Origin of the sequence: Azorhizobium oxalatiphilum (genome assembly GCF_014635325.1) — a bacterium.
GTDB lineage: Bacteria > Pseudomonadota > Alphaproteobacteria > Rhizobiales > Xanthobacteraceae > Azorhizobium > Azorhizobium oxalatiphilum.
Genome location: NZ_BMCT01000017.1, coordinates 1 through 19,248, shown reverse-complemented (window position 1 = coordinate 19,248; position 19,248 = coordinate 1). Strand labels below are relative to the sequence as shown.

Here is a 19,248-nt window from a genome sequence, read left to right as displayed (position 1 = left end):
CTCTCGGCCGCGCTGGCGGGGCTGGCTGGCGCCACCAAGTCGCTGGTGTTCCAGCTGGCCTCCCTCACCGACGTGGCCTGGCAGATGTCCGGCGAAGTGGTGCTGATGACGCTGGTGGGCGGCATGGGCACCATCCTCGGCCCGGTGGTGGGGGCGGCGGTGATCGTGACCATGCAGAACTATCTGGCCGGCTTCGGCGAATGGGTTCTGGTGATCCAGGGCGTCATCTTCGTGGCCGCCGTCTCGCTGTTCCGGCGCGGCATCGTCGGCGAGCTGCTGGCGCTGTTCCAGCGCAAGGCACCATCCGCAAAGACCGAAGCTCCGGGTCACTAAAATCAGGCGCAGGCCGCTCACAGGAAAAGCTCCCTACCCACAAAGGGGCATTCCGCATAACGGGAAGAAGCGAAATGAAACTGGGAACACTTGTCTGCGCCGCCTCCATCGCGGCCACCGCCGTCCTGGGAAGCGCGTCCGGCGCGCTGGCCCAGGACGGGCAAGGCCTCAAGCTGGGCGTGCTCAACGATCTGACCGGAAGCTTCGCGGATATCGGCGGACGCGGTTCCATCGTCGCCGCGCAGATGGCCGTGGATGATTTCGGCGGCAAGGTTCTCGGCCAGCCGATCACCATCGTCTCGGCGGACAGCCAGAACAAGCCGGACGTGGCCACCACCATCGCCCGGCGCTGGCTCGACGTGGAGAATGTGGACGCCATTCTCGATCCGGTTCCGTCCTCGGTGGCGGTGGCCGTTCAGGAACTGGTGCGCGATCGCAAGAAGATGGTCATCATCTCCACTTCGGGCCTCGCCGATCTCACCGGCAAGCTCTGCACCAAGACCAGCTTCCAGTGGGCCTGGGACACCTCCGTGCAGGCCAAGGGCACCGCGACCACCATCGCCCGCCAGGGCGACAAGAAGTGGTATTTCCTGACGGCGGACGTGGCCTTCGGCCATTCGCTGGCCGATGAGACCAAGGCCGTCGTCACGGCCAATGGCGGCACGGTGGTGGGCGAGGCGCGCCATCCCTTCGTGAATACGGACTTCTCCTCCTTCCTGCTTCAGGCCCAGGCGGCCAGCCCCGATGTCATCGCGCTGGCCAATTCCGGCGCCTCCACCACCAATGCGGTCAAGCAGGCCATCGAGTTCGGCATCGGCACCGGCAAGCCCCGGCTGGTGGCCATGCTGGCCTTCGTCACCGACGTGAAGAGCCTCGGGCTCGAGCGCTCCAAGGGCCTGATGCTGACCGAATCCTTCTACTGGGACCTGAACGACGAGACCCGTGCCTGGTCCAAGCGGTTCGCCGAGCGGATGAACGGCCAGATGCCGTCCATGGCGCAGGCGGGCATGTACAGCGGCGTCTCGCATTATCTGGAGGCCATCGCCGCCGCCGGCACCAAGGATGCGGAGACCGTCGCCGCGAAGATGCGCGAGATCCCCATCAACGACTTCATGATCCAGAATGGCAAGGCCCGCAGCGACGGACGCATCGAGCACGATTTCTATCTGTTCGAGGTGAAGACGCCGGCCGAATCCAAGGGACCGTGGGATCTCTACAAGCTGGTGCGCCGCATTCCGGCCGCCGAGATCACGCCCCCCGAAGGCACCACAGGCTGCCCCAACTGAGCGCCCGTTTGACCGGGGCGGCCCGCCCGCCCCGGCTGTGCCCATCAAAGGGAGCTGCGCATGGTCTGGATCGAAGCCGCCCTGAACGGCCCGTGGACGCGGCAACGCCAGCCGGGCATCCCCGTCACCGTGGATGAGGTGGTGCGCGACGGCATCGCCTGCGCCGAGGCCGGCGCGGCCATCATCCATGTGCATGCCTATGATCCGGCCAGCGGCGTGCAGAATGACGATGCCGACATCTATGCCGCCATCATCGAGGGCATCCGCGCGCAGGTGGACGTCATCGTTTATCCCACCGTCCCCTTCGTCGGAGGCGCGGCGGCCTTCGCCGACGGTTCGCAGACCCAACGCTACAGCGCCATCGAGACGCTGGCGGCGCGCGGCCTGCTGGAATGGGCGGTGGTCGATCCGGGCTCGATCAATCTCGCCACCTTCGCCGATGGCCCGGCCCGGCAGGCCGGCTCCACCTATCTCAATCCCGGCGCCCACATCCAGCAGGGGCTGGCGGTGGCCGCCCGCTGCGATCTGGTGCCGAGCTACGCCATCTATGAGCCGGGCTTCCTGCGCCTCGGTGCGGCGCTGGCCGCCGGGCACGCCTGCCCGCCGCCGCTCTACCGGCTGATGTTCTCGGACACCTTCACCTTCGGCCTCGATCCGGACGTGGAGGCCATCGACCTCTATCTGCGCATGCTGGAGCGTCACGCGCCCGGCCACATCTGGATGGTGGCGGGCCTCGGGCTCGATGTGCGCCCGCTCATTCCCCACGCCATCGCCCGTGGCGGCCATGTGCGGGTGGGGCTGGAAGACGCGCCCTTCGGCACGCCCCTGAGCAATCGGGCGTGGGTGGAGGAGGCCGTCCGGCTGGTGCGCGCATCGGGCGCCGAGCCGGCCACCGCGCGGCAGGTGCGCGCCGATCTCGCCCGCCAGCGCGACAGCCTGCGCGAGCCGCCGTAAAGCTAGAACATGTCCGGCCCGGACGGCTTCGCGATCCGGGCCGGACATGCCTTCTCCATCAGGAGGCGGACTGGCGCGCCTCCGGCACGATGGTGTTGCCGATCATCTCGCCGAACGGCCCGCGATGGAGGATGGCGCCCTGCGGCCGCCCGGTGGTCTCAGCCAGCGGCAGCAGCGGGAAGACGCTTTCGGCGAAGCGATAGGCTTCCTCCAGATGCGGGTAGCCGGACATGACGAAGGTGTCGATGCCGAGCGCCATATATTCCTTCATGCGCGCCGCCACCGTTTCCGGATCGCCCACCAGCGCGGTGCCGGCCCCGCCACGGACGAGGCCCACGCCGGCCCACAGGTTCGGCGCCACTTCCAGCCGGTCGCGCTGGCCGCCATGCAGGGCGCTCATCCGGCGCTGGCCCTCGGAATCCATGCGCTGGAACACCTTCTGCGCCTCGGCGATGGTGGTCTCGTCCACGTGGCGGATCAGCTCGTTGGCCGCCGCCCAGGCCTGCTCGTTTGTGTCGCGCACGATCACATGCAGGCGGATGCCGAAGGAAAGCGCGCGCCCCTGCGCCGCCGCGCGCGCCCTGATGTCCCGGATCTTGCCCGCCACCGCCGCCGGCGGCTCGCCCCAGCTGAGATACTTCTGGATGTGCCGGGCCGCCACATCGTGCGCGGCCGGCGAGGAGCCGCCGAAATAGAGCGGCGGATAGGGCTCCTGCACCGGCGGATAGAGCAGTTTGCCCTTCTCCACCTGCAGGTGCTTGCCCTCGAACGTCACCTCCTCGCCCTTCTGGAGGCGGGTGTAGATGGACAGGAACTCGTCCGTCACCTCATAGCGGCCGGCGTGATCGAGGAAGAAGCCGTCGCCGCGATTCTCCACCGGATCGCCGCCCGTCACCACATTGATGAGCAGGCGGCCATCGGAGATCCGGTCCAGCGTCGCCGTCATGCGCGCGGCCACCGCCGGCTCCAGCAGGCCGGGCCGCACGGCGATGAGATAGCGCAGCTTCTCGGTGGCCGGCGCCAGCGCCGAGGCGACGATCCAGCTGTCCTCGCAGGAGCGGCCGGTGGGGATGAGCACGCCGAAATAGCCGAGCTGGTCGGCCGCCTGCGCGATCTGCCGGAGATAGCCCAGCGAGACGGCGCGGGCGCGGTGCGAGGTGCCGAGATAATGGCCGTCGCCATGGGTCGGCAGGAACCACAGCACATTGGCGGCCGTGGCGGGCGTGAGATCGGAAGCAGTGTCCGTATGGGCATTCATGGCAGAACTCTCAGCGAACGGGTCATTCGGCAGCGCGGGCGGCACGGCCGGGAGCGTGCCGGAACGACACGGCGGGATGGGGAGCGGACAGGTGCGCACCGGCACCGAATAGTTTTTCGCGCAGCGTGCCAGGGGTGTAGGCGCGCTTGTAGCGGCCGCGCTTCTGCAGCTCCGGCACCACCAGATCGGCAATGTCCTCATAGCTGCCGGGGCTGACCGCGAAGGCGAGGTTGAAGCCGTCCACACCGGTGGCCTCGACAAACCCCTCCAGCGCATCGGCCACCTCGACCGGATCCCCCACGAACACCGGGCCGACGCCGCCGATGCCCACGTGCTCGGCCACCTCGCCCACGGTCCACACCCGGTTCGGGTCGGCGCGGGTCATGTTGTCCATGGCGGTGCGGCCGGCCTCATTGGTGATGTGGCGCACCTGCTGATCGAGCGCATAATCGGAGAAATCCACCCCTGACCAGCCGGAATACAGGGTGAGCGCGCCCTCCGGGCTGGCGTAGCGCCGGTAGTCCTCGAGCTTGGCCCGCGCCGCCGCCGTGGTTTCGCCCACGATGATGGTGGTCATGGCGAAGACGCGGACGGCGTCCGGTGCGCGGCCGCTGTCCGCCAGCGCCTGCCGCAAGGCGGCGACGCGCGGCGCGATCACCTGCACCGAAGGCCCGGAGACGAACACCGCCTCCGCGTGGCGGCCGGCGAAGGCCCGGCCGCGCGGCGAGGTGCCCGCCTGATAGAGCACCGGCGTGCGCTGGGGCGAGGGCTCCGCCAGATGGATGGCATCCAGCGCATAATGCGGCCCCTGATGGATGACCCGGTGGACGCGGGCGGGATCGGTGAAGACGCCGGCCGCCGCGTCGCGCACCGCCGCCCCCTCCTCCCACGAGCCTTCCCAGAGCTTGTAGACCACCTCCATATAATCGTCCGCCACGTCGTAGCGGTCGTCATGGGGGCGCTGGCCGGCAAGGCCCATGCCTTTGGCGGCGCTGTTGAGATAGCCGGTCACGATGTTCCAGCCCACCCGCCCCTCGGTGAGATGATCCAGCGTGCTCATGCGCCGGGCGAAGGGATAGGGCGGCTCGTAGCTGAGCGTGGAGGTGACGCCGAAGCCGAGATTCCGCGTCACCGCCGCCATGGCCGGAACGATGAGCATGGGGTCATTGACCGGCACCTGCGTGGCATGGCGCAGCGCCGCATCCGGTGAGCCGCCATAGACGTCATAGACGCCGAGCACGTCCGCCAGAAACAGGCCGTCGAACAGGCCGCGCTCCAGAATGCGCGCCAGATCGAGCCAGTAGGGCAGCCGGTTGTATTGCGCCGTGCGGTCCTGCGGGTGGCGCCAGAGGCCGGGGGACTGGTGGCCCACGCAATTCATGGCGAAGGCGTTGAAGCGAATCTCGCCGGCCATGTCAGAGCCCTCCCACCGCAAGGCCGCGAACGCGTGCGAAGGGCGGCAGCAGGGTCGCTCCCCCCATATCGAACAGCGTCGCGTCGGGAGCCGAGGGGGCAAGCCGGAACCGCGATTGCACAGTCACGCCGATCACTCCATAATTTTCATGGATTTTATTTATTTTGAACGCCGTGCCTACCCCGGCGCTAGCCTCTCAGGGCCGCGCAGGCGCCGGTTATCGGCGTAAGCCAATGATAAATATGGATATATATTTTAACCTATATTTTTAATGGAATTAATTGACTGACATTCTGATTGCGGGATACGATTTTAATCACATCAGTTGAATGTCTTTTGAGCGTCCCGTGGGCTCCGCTTAACCGCACCGCCCTGCTCGCTCGGTTCAGGAGCCCGTCATGAACGCTCATGCCTCTGTCTCGAACGCCGGCGCTGCGATCGCCGCTGCCGCGCACGCCGCGCGCCCCGCGCAGCCGGACATCTCGCCTGCTTCGCTCGCCTTCCGGGCCGGCATGCGCAAGCTGGCGGGGGCGGTCAGCGTGCTCACCGTGGGCCAGGGCGAAGCCCGCACCGGCCTCACCGCCACCTCCGTCACGTCGCTCTCGGTGGAGCCGCCGACGTTGATCATCTGCGTCAACCGCGCCGCCTCTGCCCATAACGTGCTGCTGGCCGAGCGCCGCTTCGGCATCAATGTGCTCGCCACCGGCCACCGGGCGCTGGCGGACCGGTTCGCCGGGCGCAATGGCGAGAAGGGGCCGGCGCGCTATGCGGGCGCCGACTGGACCACGCTGGAGACCGGCGCGCCTGTGCTGGCCGATGCGCTCGCCAGCTTCGACTGCGAGCTGGACGAGGCCATCGAGCGCCATTCCCACCTCATCGTTCTGGGCCGGGTGGTGGCCGCCCGCGTGGCCGATGATGCCGCGCCGCTGCTCTACTGGTCCGGTGCTTACCGGCAGCTGGGCGCGGCGGCGGAGGCCCGCTGACGCCCGTCGCCCCCTGCCCCATTCCCTGAGACTGTTTGCCAAGAGGCTGTTGCCATGACTGAATTTTCTGGTTCCGATCTTCCCGCATCCGGCCTTGCCGCGTCCGATCTTGCCCGTCGCCTGCCCCTCACCCGCCGCCGCTTCGCCGCGCTCTTGGCCACGGCGCTGGCTGCCGGCCTTGCCACCGGCTGGGCGGGTGGCGCGCACGCGCAGGAAAAGGTGGTCCGCATCGGCTACCAGAAATACGGCACGCTGATTCTGCTCAAGAACAAGGGCCTGCTGGAAGGCAAGCTGAAGGCGCTGGGCTATTCCGTGCGCTGGGCCGAGTTCCCCGCCGGCCCGCAGCTGCTGGAAGCGCTGAATGCGGGCGCCATCGACTTCGGCAATACGGGCGAGGCCCCGCCCATCTTCGCGCAGGCGGCGGGCGCCCCCCTCGTCTATGTGGGCTATGAGCCCGCAGCCCCCGAGGGCGAGGCCATCCTCGTGCCCAAGGGCAGCCCGCTGAAGACGGTGGCCGACCTCAAGGGCAAGACGGTGGCGCTCAACAAGGGCTCCAACGTGCATTACCTGCTGGTGAAGGCGCTGGAGAAGGCCGGCGTCGCCTATGCGGATGTGAAGACCACCTTCCTCACGCCGGCGGACGCCCGCGCCGCCTTCGAGCGCGGCGCGGTGGATGCGTGGGCGATCTGGGATCCCTTCCAGGCGGCGGCGGAAAAGACCATCGAGGCCCGCCAGCTGGCGGACGGCACCGGCATCGTCTCCAACTATCAGTTCTACTTCACCACCAAGAACTTCGCCGAGCAGGCCCCGCAGGTGGTGGATGCCGTGCTCGCGGGCGTCGCCGAGATCGGCGCCTGGGTGAAGGCGAACCCGAAGGCGGCGGCCGAGGAGTTCTCGCCGCTCGTGGGCATTCCCACGCCCATTCTGGAGGTGGCGCTCGCCCGCCAGCAGTATGACGTGAAGCCCATCACCCCGGCGGTGGTGGCGCAGCAGCAGGAAGTGGCGGACGCCTTCCACAAGCTCGGCCTCATTCCCAAGCCCATCCGCATCTCCGACGCCGTGCGGGCCGCCAGATCATGAGCGACCTCGCACTTGACGCGCCGGCCCGCGACGCCCCCACCCGCATCACGACGGCAGCCCGCGCCGGCCGGCCTCCGCTGGCCCGCTTCGGCGCGGCGCTGTTGCCATGGGCGCTGCCGCTCGGCGTGCTCGTGCTCTGGCAGGCGGCGGCGAGCCTCGGCTTTCTCTCCTCCCGTGTGCTGCCCGCTCCGAGCGCGGTGGCGCTCGCCTTCTGGCAGGCGCTGAAGGACGGATCCCTCGTCACCAACGTACTGGTAAGCACCCGGCGCGCGCTCATCGGCCTTGCCATCGGCGGCGGCGTCGGCTTCGCGCTGGGCATCCTCAACGGCATCTGGCGGCCGGCGGAAACGGCGCTGGATTCCACACTCCAGATGCTGCGCAACGTGCCGCATCTGGCCATCATTCCGCTGGTGATCCTGTGGTTCGGCATCGATGAGGAGGCCAAGATCTTCCTGGTCGCCATCGGCGTTGCCTTTCCCATCTATCTCAACACCTTCCACGGCATCCGCACGGTGGATCGCGGGCTGGTGGAGATGGCCCGCGTCTATGGTCTCTCGGCCGCGGCCCTGTTCTGGCGCATCGTGCTGCCGGGGGCGCTGCCCTCCATCCTCGTGGGCCTGCGCTATGCGCTCGGCATCATGTGGCTGACGCTGATCGTGGCCGAGACCATCTCCGCCACCTCCGGCATCGGCTACATGACCATGAACGCCCGCGAATTCCTGCAGACCGATGTGGTGGTGCTGGGCGTGATCGCCTATGCGCTGCTGGGCAAGCTGGCCGACAGCCTCACCCGCGCCATCGAGCACCGCACGCTCGCCTGGCATCCCGCCTATCGCACCGGCACGGCGGGGCTGGCGGCATGAGCGCGGCGCGACAGGAATTCGGCGACGGCATCATCTGGATCGCCGATGAGCCCGAAGTCACCCTCCCCCCGCCCGCCGCCCTGCCCTCCGGCGGCGCGACCATCGCGCTCAACGGCGTGGAGAAGGCCTTTGGCGAGCGCCCCGTGCTGCGCCGGCTGGACCTCGACATTCCCGCCGGCCAGTTCCTGGCGGTGGTCGGCCGCTCCGGCGGCGGCAAGACCACGCTGATGCGCCTCATCGCCGGCCTCGATGCCCCCACGGCCGGCCGGGTGGCGGTGGGCGGAGAGACGGTCGAGGGCCTCCAGCGCAATGTGCGCCTGCTGTTTCAGGATGCCCGACTCGTGCCCTGGCAGCGGGTGCTGGGCAATGTGGGCATCGCCCGTGGCCCGGACTGGCGCCACCGCGCCACCATCGCCTTGCGCGACGTGGGGCTGGCGGATCGCGGTCGCGAATGGCCCTTCGTGCTCTCCGGCGGCCAGAAACAGCGGGTGGCGCTCGCCCGCGCGCTGGTGAGCGCACCTTCAGTTCTGCTGCTGGACGAGCCGTTCGGCGCGCTGGATGCGCTGACCCGCATCGAGATGCACCAGCTCACCGAGCGCATCTGGCGCGAACACGGCTTCACGGTGGTGCTCATCACCCATGACGTGGCCGAAGCGGTGGCGCTGGCCGACCGCGTGGTGGTGCTGCGGCAGGGTGAGATCGCCCTCGATCTCGATATCGACCTCCCCCGGCCGCGCCGCGAGGCCGGGGATGCGGCGGCCTCCGCCCTTCAGGCGCGGATTCTGGCGGCCGTCTGAGACTGAGCCGAAACGCTTGACCTGACCCGGCCACGGATGTGGTCCGGGCACGATGTGTTGCGCCAAGTATTCGACAGAATATCACTCTCAATAAATCCATTAATTCCATCTTTTTTATTGATTAAGCGAAGCGATGATGTTCCCCTGTGACATCATTCTATTTCGGAGTGCCGTCATGTTCCGTCACGCTTTGTCCCGACGCGCCGCTCTGGCCCTCGGCCTCGCCCTTGCACTGCCGGCGGTCCCCGCCCTTGCTCAGGCGCCGAAGGAAATCCTCATCGACTGGGCGACCTACAATCCGGTGTCGCTGGTGCTGAAGGACCAGAAGCTTCTTGAGCAGGAATTCGCCAAGGACGGAATCACGGTTCGCTGGGTGCAGTCGGCCGGCTCCAACAAGGCTCTGGAATTCCTCAATGCGGGCTCGCTGGACTTCGGCTCCACCGCCGGTGCCGCAGCGCTGATCGGCAAGATCAACGGCAACCCCATCAAGTCCGTCTATGTCTATTCCCGGCCCGAGTGGACGGCGCTCGTCACCCGCCCGGACACCGGCATCAAGACGGTGGCCGATCTGAAGGGCAAGACGGTGGCCGCCACCCGTGGCACCGATCCGCACATCTTCCTCGTCCGCGCGCTCGCCGCGCAGGGGCTCACCGAGAAGGATGTGAAGCTCGTACTCCTCCAGCACGCCGACGGCCGCCTCGCCCTCCAGCGCAAGGACGTGGACGCCTGGGCGGGCCTCGATCCCATCATGGCCTCCGCAGAGGTGGAGGATGGCGCGGTGCTGTTCTTCCGCAAGCCGGAGGACAACACATGGGGCGTGCTCAACGTGCGCGAGGATTTTGCCCGCCAGAATCCCGACATCGTGCGGCGCGTGCTCGCCACCTATGAGAAGGCCCGCCAGTGGTCGGCCAGCCATCCCAAGGAACTGTCCGACGCGCTCATCGCCGCCACCAAGCTACCCGAGCCGGTGATCGCCCGGCAGATCACCCGCACGGACATCTCCTACGGCCCCATCGGCGCGGCCCAGAAGGAGAGCATCGCCGCCGCCGGCCTCGCCCTCCAGAAGGCCGGCGTGGTCGCGGCGGAGGTGAACGTGCCCGCGCAGGTGGATGCGCTGGTGGATGGCCAGTATCTGGTGGTCGGGCAGTAGCCATGAGCCTCGCGCAGGTTGAGACCTATGCCGGCGGCGCGCAGCCCCGCGCGACGCGCCCCACCCGCAGCGGCTGGCGGCGCTGGCGCCTCGCGCTCGGCTTCGTGGTGCCGGTGGGCCTCGCCCTCATCTGGGAGGCCGCCGTGCGCGCCGGCTTCGCGGAAGGCCGGCTGATGCCGCCGCCGAGCCGCATCGGCGCGACCATCCTCGGCCTCGCCCGGTCCGGCGAACTGTGGCCGCACGTGGCCGCCACCCTCCAGCGCATCGGGCTCGGGTTCGCGCTGGGGGTGGGCGCCGGCACCGTGCTCGGCGCGCTCACCGGCGCCTCGGGCCTTGCCCGCGCGCTGCTGGATCCACTGTTGCAGGCCCTGCGCGCCATCCCCTCCATCGCCTGGGTGCCGCTGTTCATCCTGTGGCTCGGCATCTTCGAGGCCTCCAAGGTCACGCTGATTGCCGCCGGCGTTTTCTTCCCGGTCTATCTCGGCACGCTCGGCGCAGTGATCGCCGTTGACCGCAGGATCATCGAGGTGGGCGAGGTGTTCCTGTTCTCTCGCCTGAAGATGGTGCGACGGATCCTGCTGCCGGCCATCCTGCCGCATTACATAACGGCCCTGCGCTCCGGCCTTGGCCTCGGCTGGATGTTCGTGGTGGCGGCCGAATTCATGGGCGCGTCCGAGGGGCTCGGCTATCTGCTGCTGGATGGCCAGCAGCTGGGCAAGCCCGACCAGATCGTGGCCGCGATCCTCGTGTTCGCCGTGCTCGGCAAGGCGACGGACACCCTCCTGCTCACGCTCACCCACCCCTTCCTCAAGGGATACGACCTCAACCACGCATGAGCGCACGACCTGCGCGCATGGCCCTTCCGGCGTAACGCCGCCATAAGGAACGCCTCCCGTGAACCAGATCATCACGCCCCCGCGGCCGAGCTTCACCGGGCCGCTGACCCACCGCTCCCCGGAGCTGGCCGACCTGCTGGCCTTCATTGCCGCTGGCGCCGCCGAGCGTGATCGCGAGCGCATCCATCCGCTCGACGTCTTCGACCTCATCCGCAGCGCCCGGCTGGGCGCGCTGCGGCTTCAGGCGGCGGACGGCGGGCCGGGGGCCACGCTGCGCGAGCTGTTCGAGGTGGTGATCGCGCTGGCGGCGGCGGACCCCAACATCGCCCATTCGCTGCGCAACCATTATGCCTTCGTGGAGCGCTTCTCCCTCTCGCGCACCGTGCTTCACCGCGCCAAATGGGCCGGCATCGTCGCCGAGGGCGCCATCGTCGCCCTCGCCAGCACGGAGCTTGGCAGCGCGCGCGTGGGCGCAAGCCCCTTCGCCACGAAACTGCGCCGCGACGGCGACGGCTTCCGCCTGTCGGGCACGAAATATTACTCAACCGGCACCCTCTATGCCGACTATGTGCAGGTGCGCGCCGCCGGCCCCGATGACGAGGTGCTCACCGCCATCATCCCCACCACCCGCAGCGGCGTGGAGCGGATCGACGACTGGGACGGCGCCGGCCAGCGCCTCACCGGCTCCGGCACCACCCATTTCGACGACGTGCGGGTGGAGGCGGACGAGGTGGAGCCGGACAGCCTCACCGCCGGCTATGGCGTGCCCCACAGCAACAGCGTGGCGCAGCTTCTGGTGACGGCCACCGTCGCCGGCATCCTGCGCAATGTGGAGACCGATGCGGTGGCGCTGCTGGCCAGCCGCAAGGACCGCCATTTCTATTTCGCCCAGACCGAGCGCGTGGCCGATGATCCGCTGCTGCAGGAGATCGTCGGCCGCATCTCCGCCGATGCCTTCGCTGCCGAGGCGGTGATCCTGGCGGCCGCCGATGCCCATGAGGCGGTCTTCCAGGCCCGCGCACGCGGCGAGCCCGATGCGGCGCTGGCCCATGCCGCCTCGGTCGCCGCCGCCAAGGCCAAGCTGGTGGTGGACGAGCTGACCATCCGCGATGCCGGCCATATCTTCGACGTGGCGGGTGCCTCCGCCACGCGGCGGGCGAAGAATCTCGACCGCCACTGGCGCAATGCCCGCACGCTGGCCTCCCACAATCCCGCCGCCCTCAAGGCCCGCGCGCTGGGCGACTACGCCCTGCACGGCACGCAACTGCCCGAGAAGGGCTTCTTCTGACCCCCGCCCCATCACCGGAGAGAGACGGACATGACTGGAGTTGTTGCACGCATGCGTGGCCTTGCCCTCGCGCTGGCGGGCGTCCTCAGCCTCGCGGCCCCGCACGGCGCGCTGGCGCAGGCTGCTGACAAGCCGCTCAAGGTGGGCGTGTCGGCCGGCCCCTATGGCGACATCCTGCGCGAGGCGGCCAAGGTCTCGGAGAAGAATGGCGTGAAGGCCGAGATCATCGAGTTCACCGACTGGAACCAGCCCAATGCGGCATTGCAGGCCGGCGACATCGACCTCAACAACTTCCAGCACAAATTCTATCTGGCCAATCAGGTGAAGGCGCGCAACTACCAGTTGGTGGCGCTGGACGAGTCCATCCTCGTGCCCGCCGGCATCTATTCCAAAGCCTATGCCAGGGTGGCGGACCTGCCGAACGGCGCCAAGATCGCCATTCCCAACGACCCCACCAACGCCGCCCGCGCGCTGCTGCTGTTCCAGAAGGCCGGGCTCATCAAGCTGAAGGCCTCCGCCGGGCTGAATGCCTCCATCCTCGATGTGGAGGAGAACCCGAAGAAGCTCCAGATCGTGGAGCTGGACGCCGCCCAGCTGCCGCGCTCGCTGGACGATGTGGGCGCAGCCTTCGTCTCCAGCAACTATGCCTATCTGGCCGGTCTCGATCTGCGCAAGGCGCTGGCGGCGGAGACGCAGGTCGCGGAGCTGAAGCCCTATTTCACGCTGCTGTTCGCCGCCCGGGACGATCGCAAGGACGATCCACGCATCAAGACCTTCATCGCCGCCTATCGCTCGCAGCAGGTGAAGGACTTCATCATCGAAAAGTTCAACGGCACCATCCTTCCCGCCTGGTGAATACCGGAGACACCCCCATGAGCCCGCTGTCGCTCGTCACCGACCATCCCCGCCCCCATGACTGGGCGGCCGCCGCCCTGCGGCTGCGCGATCACCTGCGCGCGGATGCGGTCGCCCGCGAGCGCGCCGCCGCCTCCCCGCGCGGGGAGCTGGAGGTGCTGCGGGCGGCGGGGCTGCTCGCTTTGCTCAATCCCGCCGCCCATGGCGGCGGGGGCGGCAGCTTCGCGGATGCCTATGCGGTGGTGCGCATCATCGCGCAGGCCGACACCAGCATCGCGCAGCTGCTCAGCTATCATTACCTGCACCTCACCAATGCCCTGTGGCGGGCCGATGCGGCGCAAGCCGAGCGGCTCTCCCGCGCCTCCGTGGCCGGGCGCTGGTTCTGGGGCGGCGCCTCCAACCCGCGCGATCCGGAAAGCCGCCTCACGCGGGATGGCGACGACTTCCGCCTCGACGGACGCAAGACCTTCGCCTCCAACGCCGCCTTGGCCGACCGCATCACCCTGCGCGCGCAGCTGGACGACGGCTTCGCGGTACTGGTGGTGCCCGGCGACCGGGCCGGCGTCACCCATGGCAACGACTGGGACGCCTTCGGCCAGAAGCTCACCGAAAGCGGCACCATCACCTTCGACACGGTGTGGGTGGGGCGCGACGAGATTCTCGGAGGGGCTTCCGCCAGCGCCCCGCCCCCGCCACGCACCACGCTGGTGGTGCCGCTTCATCAGCTGCTCATCACCAGCTTCTATCTGGGCACGGCGGAAGGCGCGCTGGCGGAGGCCAATGCCTATATCCGCAACACCTCCCGCCCCTGGCAGAATTCCGGCGTCCCGGAGGCGCGGCTGGATCCCTACATCCTCGAGCATTATGGCGATCTCGACGTGGCCCTGCGCGCGTCGCTGGCGCTGGCGGATGTGGCGCGCGATGCCTTCGAGGCGGCGGCCGCACAGGGCAACGCCCTGACGCCGGAGGAGCGCAACCGCGCGGCGGCGGCCATCTATGCGGCCAAGGTGCATGCCAGCCGCACCGCGCTGGACATCACCTCGCGCATCTTCGAGCTGATGGGCGCGCGCGCCACCGCCAACGCCTATGGCTTCGACCGTTTCTGGCGCAACATCCGCACCCACACCCTGCACGATCCCGTGGTCTACAAGGCGCGCGAGGTGGGCAATTACGCCCTCAACGGCACCATCACGGCCATTCCGCTCTATAGCTGAACCTCAGCCCGGCGCGATGCCGCGCAGGGCCAGTGTCCACGCCCCCTCGAAATAGGCATCCTGCGCCGCCGCGTCGGCGAACTCGGGCCTGCCAAGCATGGCGGTGATCATGGGCTTGATGGAGGTGGCATAGAGCAGCTGGTCGGCCATGAAGAGCGGATCCCCCGGCCCCGCCAGCCCCTCCCGCTGCGCCCGCGCCACCAGCGCCGAGAAGCGGATCATGAACGGATCCTCGGCGGTGGGCGTGGCCTTCACCCCGCCCACGGGCACGGCCTCGGCCAGCGCCACGCGATTGAGCGCCAGCAGATCCGGCCGCATGTTGATGGCCAGCAGCGTGCGGGCATAGCGTTTCAGCTTCTCCATCACCGGCAGATCGGCCGCCATGGCCGCATCCATCTCGCTGATCACCTGCGCACGCAGCCGGTCGCTGATGGCCGTGAACAGCGCCGCCTTGGAGGCGTAGCGGCGATAGATGGTGTCCTTGCCGGCACCACATTCGGCCGCCACCTGCTCCATGGCGGTGCCGGCGAAGCCCTGCGTCGAGAACAGCCGGGCCGCGGTTTCCAGAATGCGCCGGTCCAGCTCCTCGGCCGCCTGCTTGGTGGGCCGCCCGCCGCGCGGACGCGCCGCCACGGCGCTCGCCCGCGCCGGCTTGGCACCCGCCGCCCGATTCTGGGCCGCCACCGGCCGCTTGCCCGCCGTCCCTGCCACCATATGCCGTTCCGTTCGTCCCGCTCTATTCATTAGAAGCGATCTAACTTACTTCAAGAACCAAACGCAAGCGTGTGGTTTATAGCCCTAACCCAAGGTCATCAGGCAACAATCTCGTGTGAATATATCTGGACGCTCTCGTCCCGTTTCTGATATGCGCCGTTTCATGTGGGGATTTTCAATCGTCAGAGGCGGGGCGCGCGACATGCGGTCAGAGGGCTGGAAGAGGATTTTGCTCGGCACGACGGCGGGGTTGGCGCTGTCATTGGCTCAGGGCGCGCGCGCCCAGGAAACGCGGGTTCAGCCATCGCGGGTGCAGCCGGCGCGGGTTCAGCAGGTGCCCGTGCAGGAGGCGATCCCCCTCTCCACCGTGCAGGTGGATGGGCAGGGCGCCGACAATGACCGCATTCTGGCGCGCACCGACTCTGCCGCCACCAAGACCGACACGCCTGTGCTGGAAACCCCGCAGTCGATCTCGGTCATCACCCGCAAGCAGCTGGACGACCAGAACCCGCAGACGGTTGGTGCCGCGCTGCGCTACACCTCCGGCGTGCTGTCCGATCCCGATGCGACCAACCGCTTCGACACGCTGTTCATCCGTGGCTTCGGCGGCTTCGGCACCTCCTCCACCTTCGTGAATTTCTTCGACGGCCTGCGGCTGCCGCGCGGACAGGCCTTCGCGCAGTTCCAGATCGATCCCTTCCTGCTGGAGCGGGTGGACGTGCTGAAAGGCCCCTCCGCCGTTCTCTACGGACAGGTGAGCCCCGGCGGCCTGATCGATCAGGTGAGCCGTGATCCCGGCGCCTTTCCCTATAATGAGGCACGCTTCGAGGTCGGCTCCCATGGCCGCACGCAGGCGGGCCTGACCACGCAGGGCGCACTCGACCCGAACGGCACGCTGCAATACAGCCTCTCCGCCATCGGCCGCGCCTCCGGCACGCGCTATGACGGGGTGGACGAACAGCGCATCGCGGTGGCGCCCGCGATCACATGGCAGCCGGACGCGGACACCCGCCTGACCATCCGCGCCCTGTATCAGAACGATCCGGAAGGCGGCTATTTCAACTCGCTCTATCCGACGTTCTCGGCGCCGCCGCAGTATCGCAGCTTCCTCGGCCGCACCTTCAATCCCGGCGATCCCACCTTCGACAGCTACAAGCGCGAGCAGTGGGCGGTGGGCTACAGCTTCGAGCATCGCTTCTCCGACGCCATCGAGTTCCGTTCCAGCACCCGTTATTCGGATGTGACCAGCGACCTCAAGGGCATCCAGATGGCCGGCGCCCTGACCGCCGCCGGCGATCTGCCCCGGCAGGCGCTCATATCCACGGAATCCGCCGGCGGCATCGCCACCGACAACAGCCTGGTGTTCACCTTCGCCACCGGCCCGCTCAGCCACAAGGTGGTGGCAGGTGTCGATTATCAGTGGTTCAACACCAAGTGGAACTATCAGTACGGCCTCGCCCCGAGCCTCAACGTCATGCTCCCGGTCTATGGCGTGACGCCCGGTCCGTTCATGACACTCATCGACAACAGCCAGGACGTGCAGCAGACGGGCCTCTATGCGCAGGACCAGATCGCGCTCGGCAACTGGCGCATGGTGCTCGGCATCCGGCATGACTGGACCGACCAGAGCACCGACAATTATCTGAGCAACACCACCTCCGACCAGTCGTCGGACGCCACCACCTATCGCGCCGCTTTGCTCTATCTGTTCGACAATGGCCTTGCGCCCTACGCCAGCTATTCCACCTCGTTCGAGCCGGTGGTGGGCGTCACCGCCGACAACACGCCTTTCGTGCCCACCACGGCAGAGCAGTATGAGATCGGCCTGAAGTACAAGCCGACCTTCATGGACGCGCTGTTCACCGTGTCCGCCTTCGACATCACCCAGCAGAATGTGCTGACCGCCGGCCCGGTGCTCGGCTTCAGCGTGCAGACCGGCGAGATCCGCTCGCGCGGGCTGGAATTCGAGGCGCGCGGCAATGTCACCTCCAACATCGAGCTGATCGGCGCCCTGACCCTGCTCGACACCAGGACCACGCAGTCGGGCACGGCGGCCTATGTGGACAAGCGTCCGCAGGCGGTGCCGGACTATTTCGGCTCGCTCTGGGCCAATTATCGCTTCGACACGGGCCAGTTGAACGGCCTGACCGTCGGCGGCGGCGTGCGCGTGGTGGGTCCGAGTTATGCGGACGATGCCAACACCACCAAGGTGGACGGCTTCACGCTGGTGGATCTGGCCCTGCGCTACGATCTCTCCGTGCTCGACCCCAAGATGAAGGGCACCACGGCGACGCTGGACGTGCGCAATCTGTTCGACAAGGTCTATTACACCAGCTGCACCTACGACATTTACTGCCAGTACGGCGCGGAACGGCAGTTCCTGGTGGGCCTGCGCAAGACCTGGTGAGCAATCGTTCAGCCTGAGTTCCACGCCCTGCCGGCGACATCCGGCGGGGCGTTCTGCGTTTCAGGCCGTTGCCCACCGACTCTACACTCCGGCGGCCACATCACCTCACGTACAGGGCTGCTCCCGCTCCGACAGAATGCTCCGCACAGGGAAGACGTGATCGTACCCGAGGTTGAACAAGAAAGCATAGGCTACGTAAAAGCCGGCAATGGCTACATCCATTACGAATGCCTCGAGAAGCGTGATGTCCAGATACCATGCGATGGCGGGCATCAGAATGAGCAGCAACCCGGCTTCGAACAGAAGCGCATGAGCGATGCGCAGGAAAACGCTCTTGTTGATGTGCCCGACCCAACGCAGCATGGCATGGTCAAAAGCGAGATTGTAGCCATAGTTCCAGGCCATCGCGACCGTGGCGGAGCCTAGGGCGATGACGCCCATTGTGTGGGACGCGAGGCCGAACAGCAGCCCTCCCAGCGGGATGATGATGGCAAGGGCAATCCCCTCGAAGAGGATTGCGTGCCGGATGCGGTCTTTCGTGTCACGCACGGTTCTGAACTCGAATTGGTTATCAGTTGCCGCACACTTCTATCTCCATTATCCCATAAAGAAAGTTAGCTTCCATCTGGAAAACAGATAGATGACCGTATCACTCGATCAGCTTCAGGCCTTCGTCGCCGCCGCCGAGGCGGGCTCCTTCTCGGCGGCCGCGCGGCGGCTCGGCAAAGCCCAGTCGGCCGTGAGCACGCAGGTTTCCAACCTTGAAACCGATCTCGGGGTGCAGCTGTTCAGCCGCGCAACACGCACCCCGGCGCTCACGCCCGCCGGCGAACGCATCCTGCAGGAAGCGCGGGTGGTGCTGGAGCGCCGCGAGCATCTCATCGGCCTGGCCTCGAGCTTTGAACAGCGGATCGAAAGTCGTCTGATCGTGGCCATCGATGAGCTCTATCCCGAGCATGCCCTTGGAGCGCTGTTCGCGGACTTTGCAGCGAACTTCCCGCATGTGGAGCTGGAGCTGCTGTTCCCGCTCATGGAGGATGTCAGCGAGTTGGTCCGCAACGGCGCGGCCGATCTCGGCGTGATGTGGCGGCAGGAAGAGCTGCCGGTGGAACTGGGCTTCCAGACGGTGGGATGGGTTCCCCTCAAGCTGGTCTGCGGGCGCGGACACCCGCTCGCAAAGGAGAAGGTGGAATGGGAGGAGCTGAAGCGGCATCGCCAGATCCTGGTCGCAACGCGCAGCACGAGTTCAAGTAAGCGCCGTCTTCGGATCGCCGCGGAAGTCTGGTGGGTCGAAAGCCACTGGGTGATCCTGGAGATGGTCAAGCATGGGATCGGCTGGGCGTTCGCCTCCGATCACGTCATCGCAGCCTCTCCCGCCACGTCCGATCTGGTGATGCCCGATTTGCAGTTTGATGCCGGGGATTGGCCGGTGGCGCTGGAGCTGGTCTGGCACAAGCAACGGCCGCACGGGCCTGCCGCCGAATGGCTACGCGCCCGACTGGGTTCAACCCGGATCAGCACAGCGCTTTGACGAACGGCCGGCGGGGGGCGACCAGCTCCACGGGCGAGCAACTGTGGTGGGGACCATAGCCAGATGAGACCGGGCAGCCCAGTGTAAGGCCGCCCCCTCCCCTCGGCGCGAGGCGCGGGCCGGGATCGCACTTTTGCGCTTGGGCTAGTCTTCGCGCGGTTTCAGTTCGCTTTGAACGTTGCGCCTTTAGACAGCAAAAAGCCCCTTCAGGGTTGTCCTGAAGGGTCTTTTTGGATTGTTTATCTGGGCGATGTCCCGGTCATGTGCTTTGCAGGCCTGGCAGCG

19 protein-coding genes are annotated in these 19,248 nt (G+C 67.5%); 14 read left to right on the top strand and 5 right to left on the bottom strand.

Annotation, left to right across the window (positions count from 1 at the left end):
• The 3 genes from IEW24_RS28505 to IEW24_RS28495 form a co-directional block, all read left to right on the top strand.
• Positions 1 to 333: ABC transporter permease subunit (locus IEW24_RS28505; RefSeq protein WP_444979137.1), on the top strand; the 333-nt coding region annotated here is incomplete at its 5' end.
• A gap of 74 nt (positions 334 to 407) precedes the next feature.
• A complete protein-coding gene (locus tag IEW24_RS28500; RefSeq protein WP_188584319.1) occupies positions 408 to 1,619 on the top strand; it encodes an ABC transporter substrate-binding protein in 1,212 nt (403 codons plus the stop codon).
• 60 nt (positions 1,620 to 1,679) lie between these two features.
• Complete coding sequence (locus IEW24_RS28495; RefSeq protein ID WP_188584318.1) at positions 1,680 to 2,573, top strand: beta-keto acid cleavage family enzyme; 894 nt, start codon at positions 1,680 to 1,682, stop codon at positions 2,571 to 2,573.
• 58 nt (positions 2,574 to 2,631) lie between these two features.
• Here IEW24_RS28495 and ssuD read toward each other — a convergent pair whose 3' ends face one another.
• Genes ssuD through IEW24_RS29055 form a run of 3 tightly spaced genes read right to left on the bottom strand, consistent with a single transcriptional unit; the run spans position 2,632 to position 5,372 of the window.
• Positions 2,632 to 3,831 (bottom strand): FMNH2-dependent alkanesulfonate monooxygenase, encoded by a 1,200-nt coding sequence (ssuD, locus tag IEW24_RS28490; RefSeq protein WP_188584317.1) that lies wholly within the window; start codon positions 3,829 to 3,831, stop codon positions 2,632 to 2,634.
• 22 nt (positions 3,832 to 3,853) lie between these two features.
• Positions 3,854 to 5,245, bottom strand: a complete 1,392-nt coding sequence (locus tag IEW24_RS28485) for an LLM class flavin-dependent oxidoreductase (RefSeq protein ID WP_188584316.1) — start codon at positions 5,243 to 5,245, stop codon at positions 3,854 to 3,856.
• Position 5,246: 1 nt separating this feature from the next.
• Positions 5,247 to 5,372 carry a hypothetical protein gene (locus tag IEW24_RS29055; protein ID WP_280515001.1) on the bottom strand — a complete coding sequence of 42 codons (126 nt, stop codon included), beginning with the start codon at positions 5,370 to 5,372 and terminating at the stop codon, positions 5,247 to 5,249.
• Positions 5,373 to 5,643: 271 nt separating this feature from the next.
• Here IEW24_RS29055 and IEW24_RS28480 point away from each other — a divergent pair, with 271 nt between their 5' ends.
• The 9 genes from IEW24_RS28480 (at position 5,644) to IEW24_RS28440 (ending at position 14,311) form a co-directional block, all read left to right on the top strand.
• Positions 5,644 to 6,228, top strand: a complete 585-nt coding sequence (locus IEW24_RS28480; RefSeq protein ID WP_188584315.1) for a flavin reductase family protein — start codon at positions 5,644 to 5,646, stop codon at positions 6,226 to 6,228.
• Positions 6,229 to 6,348: 120 nt separating this feature from the next.
• Positions 6,349 to 7,308, top strand: coding sequence for a sulfonate ABC transporter substrate-binding protein (locus IEW24_RS28475; RefSeq protein ID WP_188584320.1), 960 nt, complete (start codon positions 6,349 to 6,351; stop codon positions 7,306 to 7,308).
• Positions 7,305 to 8,171 (top strand): aliphatic sulfonate ABC transporter permease SsuC, encoded by an 867-nt coding sequence (gene ssuC, locus IEW24_RS28470; protein WP_188584314.1) that lies wholly within the window; start codon positions 7,305 to 7,307, stop codon positions 8,169 to 8,171. The genes IEW24_RS28475 and ssuC overlap by 4 nt, the downstream gene beginning before the upstream one ends.
• On the top strand, positions 8,168 to 8,968 hold the full coding sequence (locus IEW24_RS28465) for an ATP-binding cassette domain-containing protein (protein WP_188584313.1): 801 nt from the start codon (positions 8,168 to 8,170) through the stop codon (positions 8,966 to 8,968). The genes ssuC and IEW24_RS28465 overlap by 4 nt, the downstream gene beginning before the upstream one ends.
• Positions 8,969 to 9,143: 175 nt before the next feature.
• A complete protein-coding gene (locus IEW24_RS28460) occupies positions 9,144 to 10,118 on the top strand; it encodes an aliphatic sulfonate ABC transporter substrate-binding protein (protein WP_188584312.1) in 975 nt (324 codons plus the stop codon).
• Positions 10,119 to 10,120: 2 nt separating this feature from the next.
• Positions 10,121 to 10,954 (top strand): ABC transporter permease, encoded by an 834-nt coding sequence (locus IEW24_RS28455; protein WP_188584311.1) that lies wholly within the window; start codon positions 10,121 to 10,123, stop codon positions 10,952 to 10,954.
• A 58-nt stretch (positions 10,955 to 11,012) separates the two neighbouring features.
• Positions 11,013 to 12,242 carry an acyl-CoA dehydrogenase family protein gene (locus tag IEW24_RS28450; RefSeq protein WP_188584310.1) on the top strand — a complete coding sequence of 410 codons (1,230 nt, stop codon included), beginning with the start codon at positions 11,013 to 11,015 and terminating at the stop codon, positions 12,240 to 12,242.
• A 30-nt stretch (positions 12,243 to 12,272) separates the two neighbouring features.
• Positions 12,273 to 13,097 carry a MetQ/NlpA family ABC transporter substrate-binding protein gene (locus IEW24_RS28445; RefSeq protein WP_188584309.1) on the top strand — a complete coding sequence of 275 codons (825 nt, stop codon included), beginning with the start codon at positions 12,273 to 12,275 and terminating at the stop codon, positions 13,095 to 13,097.
• Positions 13,098 to 13,114: 17 nt separating this feature from the next.
• Positions 13,115 to 14,311, top strand: coding sequence for an acyl-CoA dehydrogenase family protein (locus tag IEW24_RS28440; RefSeq protein ID WP_188584308.1), 1,197 nt, complete (start codon positions 13,115 to 13,117; stop codon positions 14,309 to 14,311).
• Between the two features lie 3 nt (positions 14,312 to 14,314).
• Here the strand turns inward: IEW24_RS28440 and IEW24_RS28435 are convergent, their stop codons facing one another.
• Positions 14,315 to 15,025 (bottom strand): TetR/AcrR family transcriptional regulator, encoded by a 711-nt coding sequence (locus IEW24_RS28435; RefSeq protein ID WP_188584307.1) that lies wholly within the window; start codon positions 15,023 to 15,025, stop codon positions 14,315 to 14,317.
• A 340-nt stretch (positions 15,026 to 15,365) separates the two neighbouring features.
• On the opposite strand from IEW24_RS28435, the gene IEW24_RS28430 reads away from it, so the two are divergent.
• Entirely contained in the window at positions 15,366 to 17,432 is a 2,067-nt protein-coding gene (locus IEW24_RS28430) for a TonB-dependent siderophore receptor (RefSeq protein ID WP_308469047.1), read from the top strand.
• A 105-nt stretch (positions 17,433 to 17,537) separates the two neighbouring features.
• On the opposite strand, the gene IEW24_RS28425 is transcribed toward IEW24_RS28430, so the two are convergent.
• On the bottom strand, positions 17,538 to 17,981 hold the full coding sequence (locus IEW24_RS28425) for a PACE efflux transporter (protein ID WP_188584305.1): 444 nt from the start codon (positions 17,979 to 17,981) through the stop codon (positions 17,538 to 17,540).
• Between the two features lie 91 nt (positions 17,982 to 18,072).
• On the opposite strand from IEW24_RS28425, the gene IEW24_RS28420 reads away from it, so the two are divergent.
• Complete coding sequence (locus IEW24_RS28420; protein WP_188584304.1) at positions 18,073 to 18,963, top strand: LysR family transcriptional regulator; 891 nt, start codon at positions 18,073 to 18,075, stop codon at positions 18,961 to 18,963.
• The last annotated feature ends 285 nt before the right edge of the window (positions 18,964 to 19,248 follow it).

Bases quoted from the DNA above. Each gene is read 5' to 3' on its own strand.
- IEW24_RS28500 (WP_188584319.1), top strand. From the start codon at position 408: ATGAAACTGGGAACACTTGTCTGCGCCGCCTCCATCGCGGCCACCGCC.
- IEW24_RS28495 (WP_188584318.1), top strand. From the start codon at position 1,680: ATGGTCTGGATCGAAGCCGCCCTGAACGGCCCGTGGACGCGGCAACGC.
- ssuD (WP_188584317.1), bottom strand. From the start codon at position 3,831: ATGAATGCCCATACGGACACTGCTTCCGATCTCACGCCCGCCACGGCC.
- IEW24_RS28485 (WP_188584316.1), bottom strand. From the start codon at position 5,245: ATGGCCGGCGAGATTCGCTTCAACGCCTTCGCCATGAATTGCGTGGGC.
- IEW24_RS28480 (WP_188584315.1), top strand. From the start codon at position 5,644: ATGAACGCTCATGCCTCTGTCTCGAACGCCGGCGCTGCGATCGCCGCT.
- ssuC (WP_188584314.1), top strand. From the start codon at position 7,305: ATGAGCGACCTCGCACTTGACGCGCCGGCCCGCGACGCCCCCACCCGC.
- IEW24_RS28465 (WP_188584313.1), top strand. From the start codon at position 8,168: ATGAGCGCGGCGCGACAGGAATTCGGCGACGGCATCATCTGGATCGCC.
- IEW24_RS28460 (WP_188584312.1), top strand. From the start codon at position 9,144: ATGTTCCGTCACGCTTTGTCCCGACGCGCCGCTCTGGCCCTCGGCCTC.
- IEW24_RS28455 (WP_188584311.1), top strand. From the start codon at position 10,121: ATGAGCCTCGCGCAGGTTGAGACCTATGCCGGCGGCGCGCAGCCCCGC.
- IEW24_RS28445 (WP_188584309.1), top strand. From the start codon at position 12,273: ATGACTGGAGTTGTTGCACGCATGCGTGGCCTTGCCCTCGCGCTGGCG.
- IEW24_RS28440 (WP_188584308.1), top strand. From the start codon at position 13,115: ATGAGCCCGCTGTCGCTCGTCACCGACCATCCCCGCCCCCATGACTGG.
- IEW24_RS28435 (WP_188584307.1), bottom strand. From the start codon at position 15,025: ATGGTGGCAGGGACGGCGGGCAAGCGGCCGGTGGCGGCCCAGAATCGG.
- IEW24_RS28420 (WP_188584304.1), top strand. From the start codon at position 18,073: ATGACCGTATCACTCGATCAGCTTCAGGCCTTCGTCGCCGCCGCCGAG.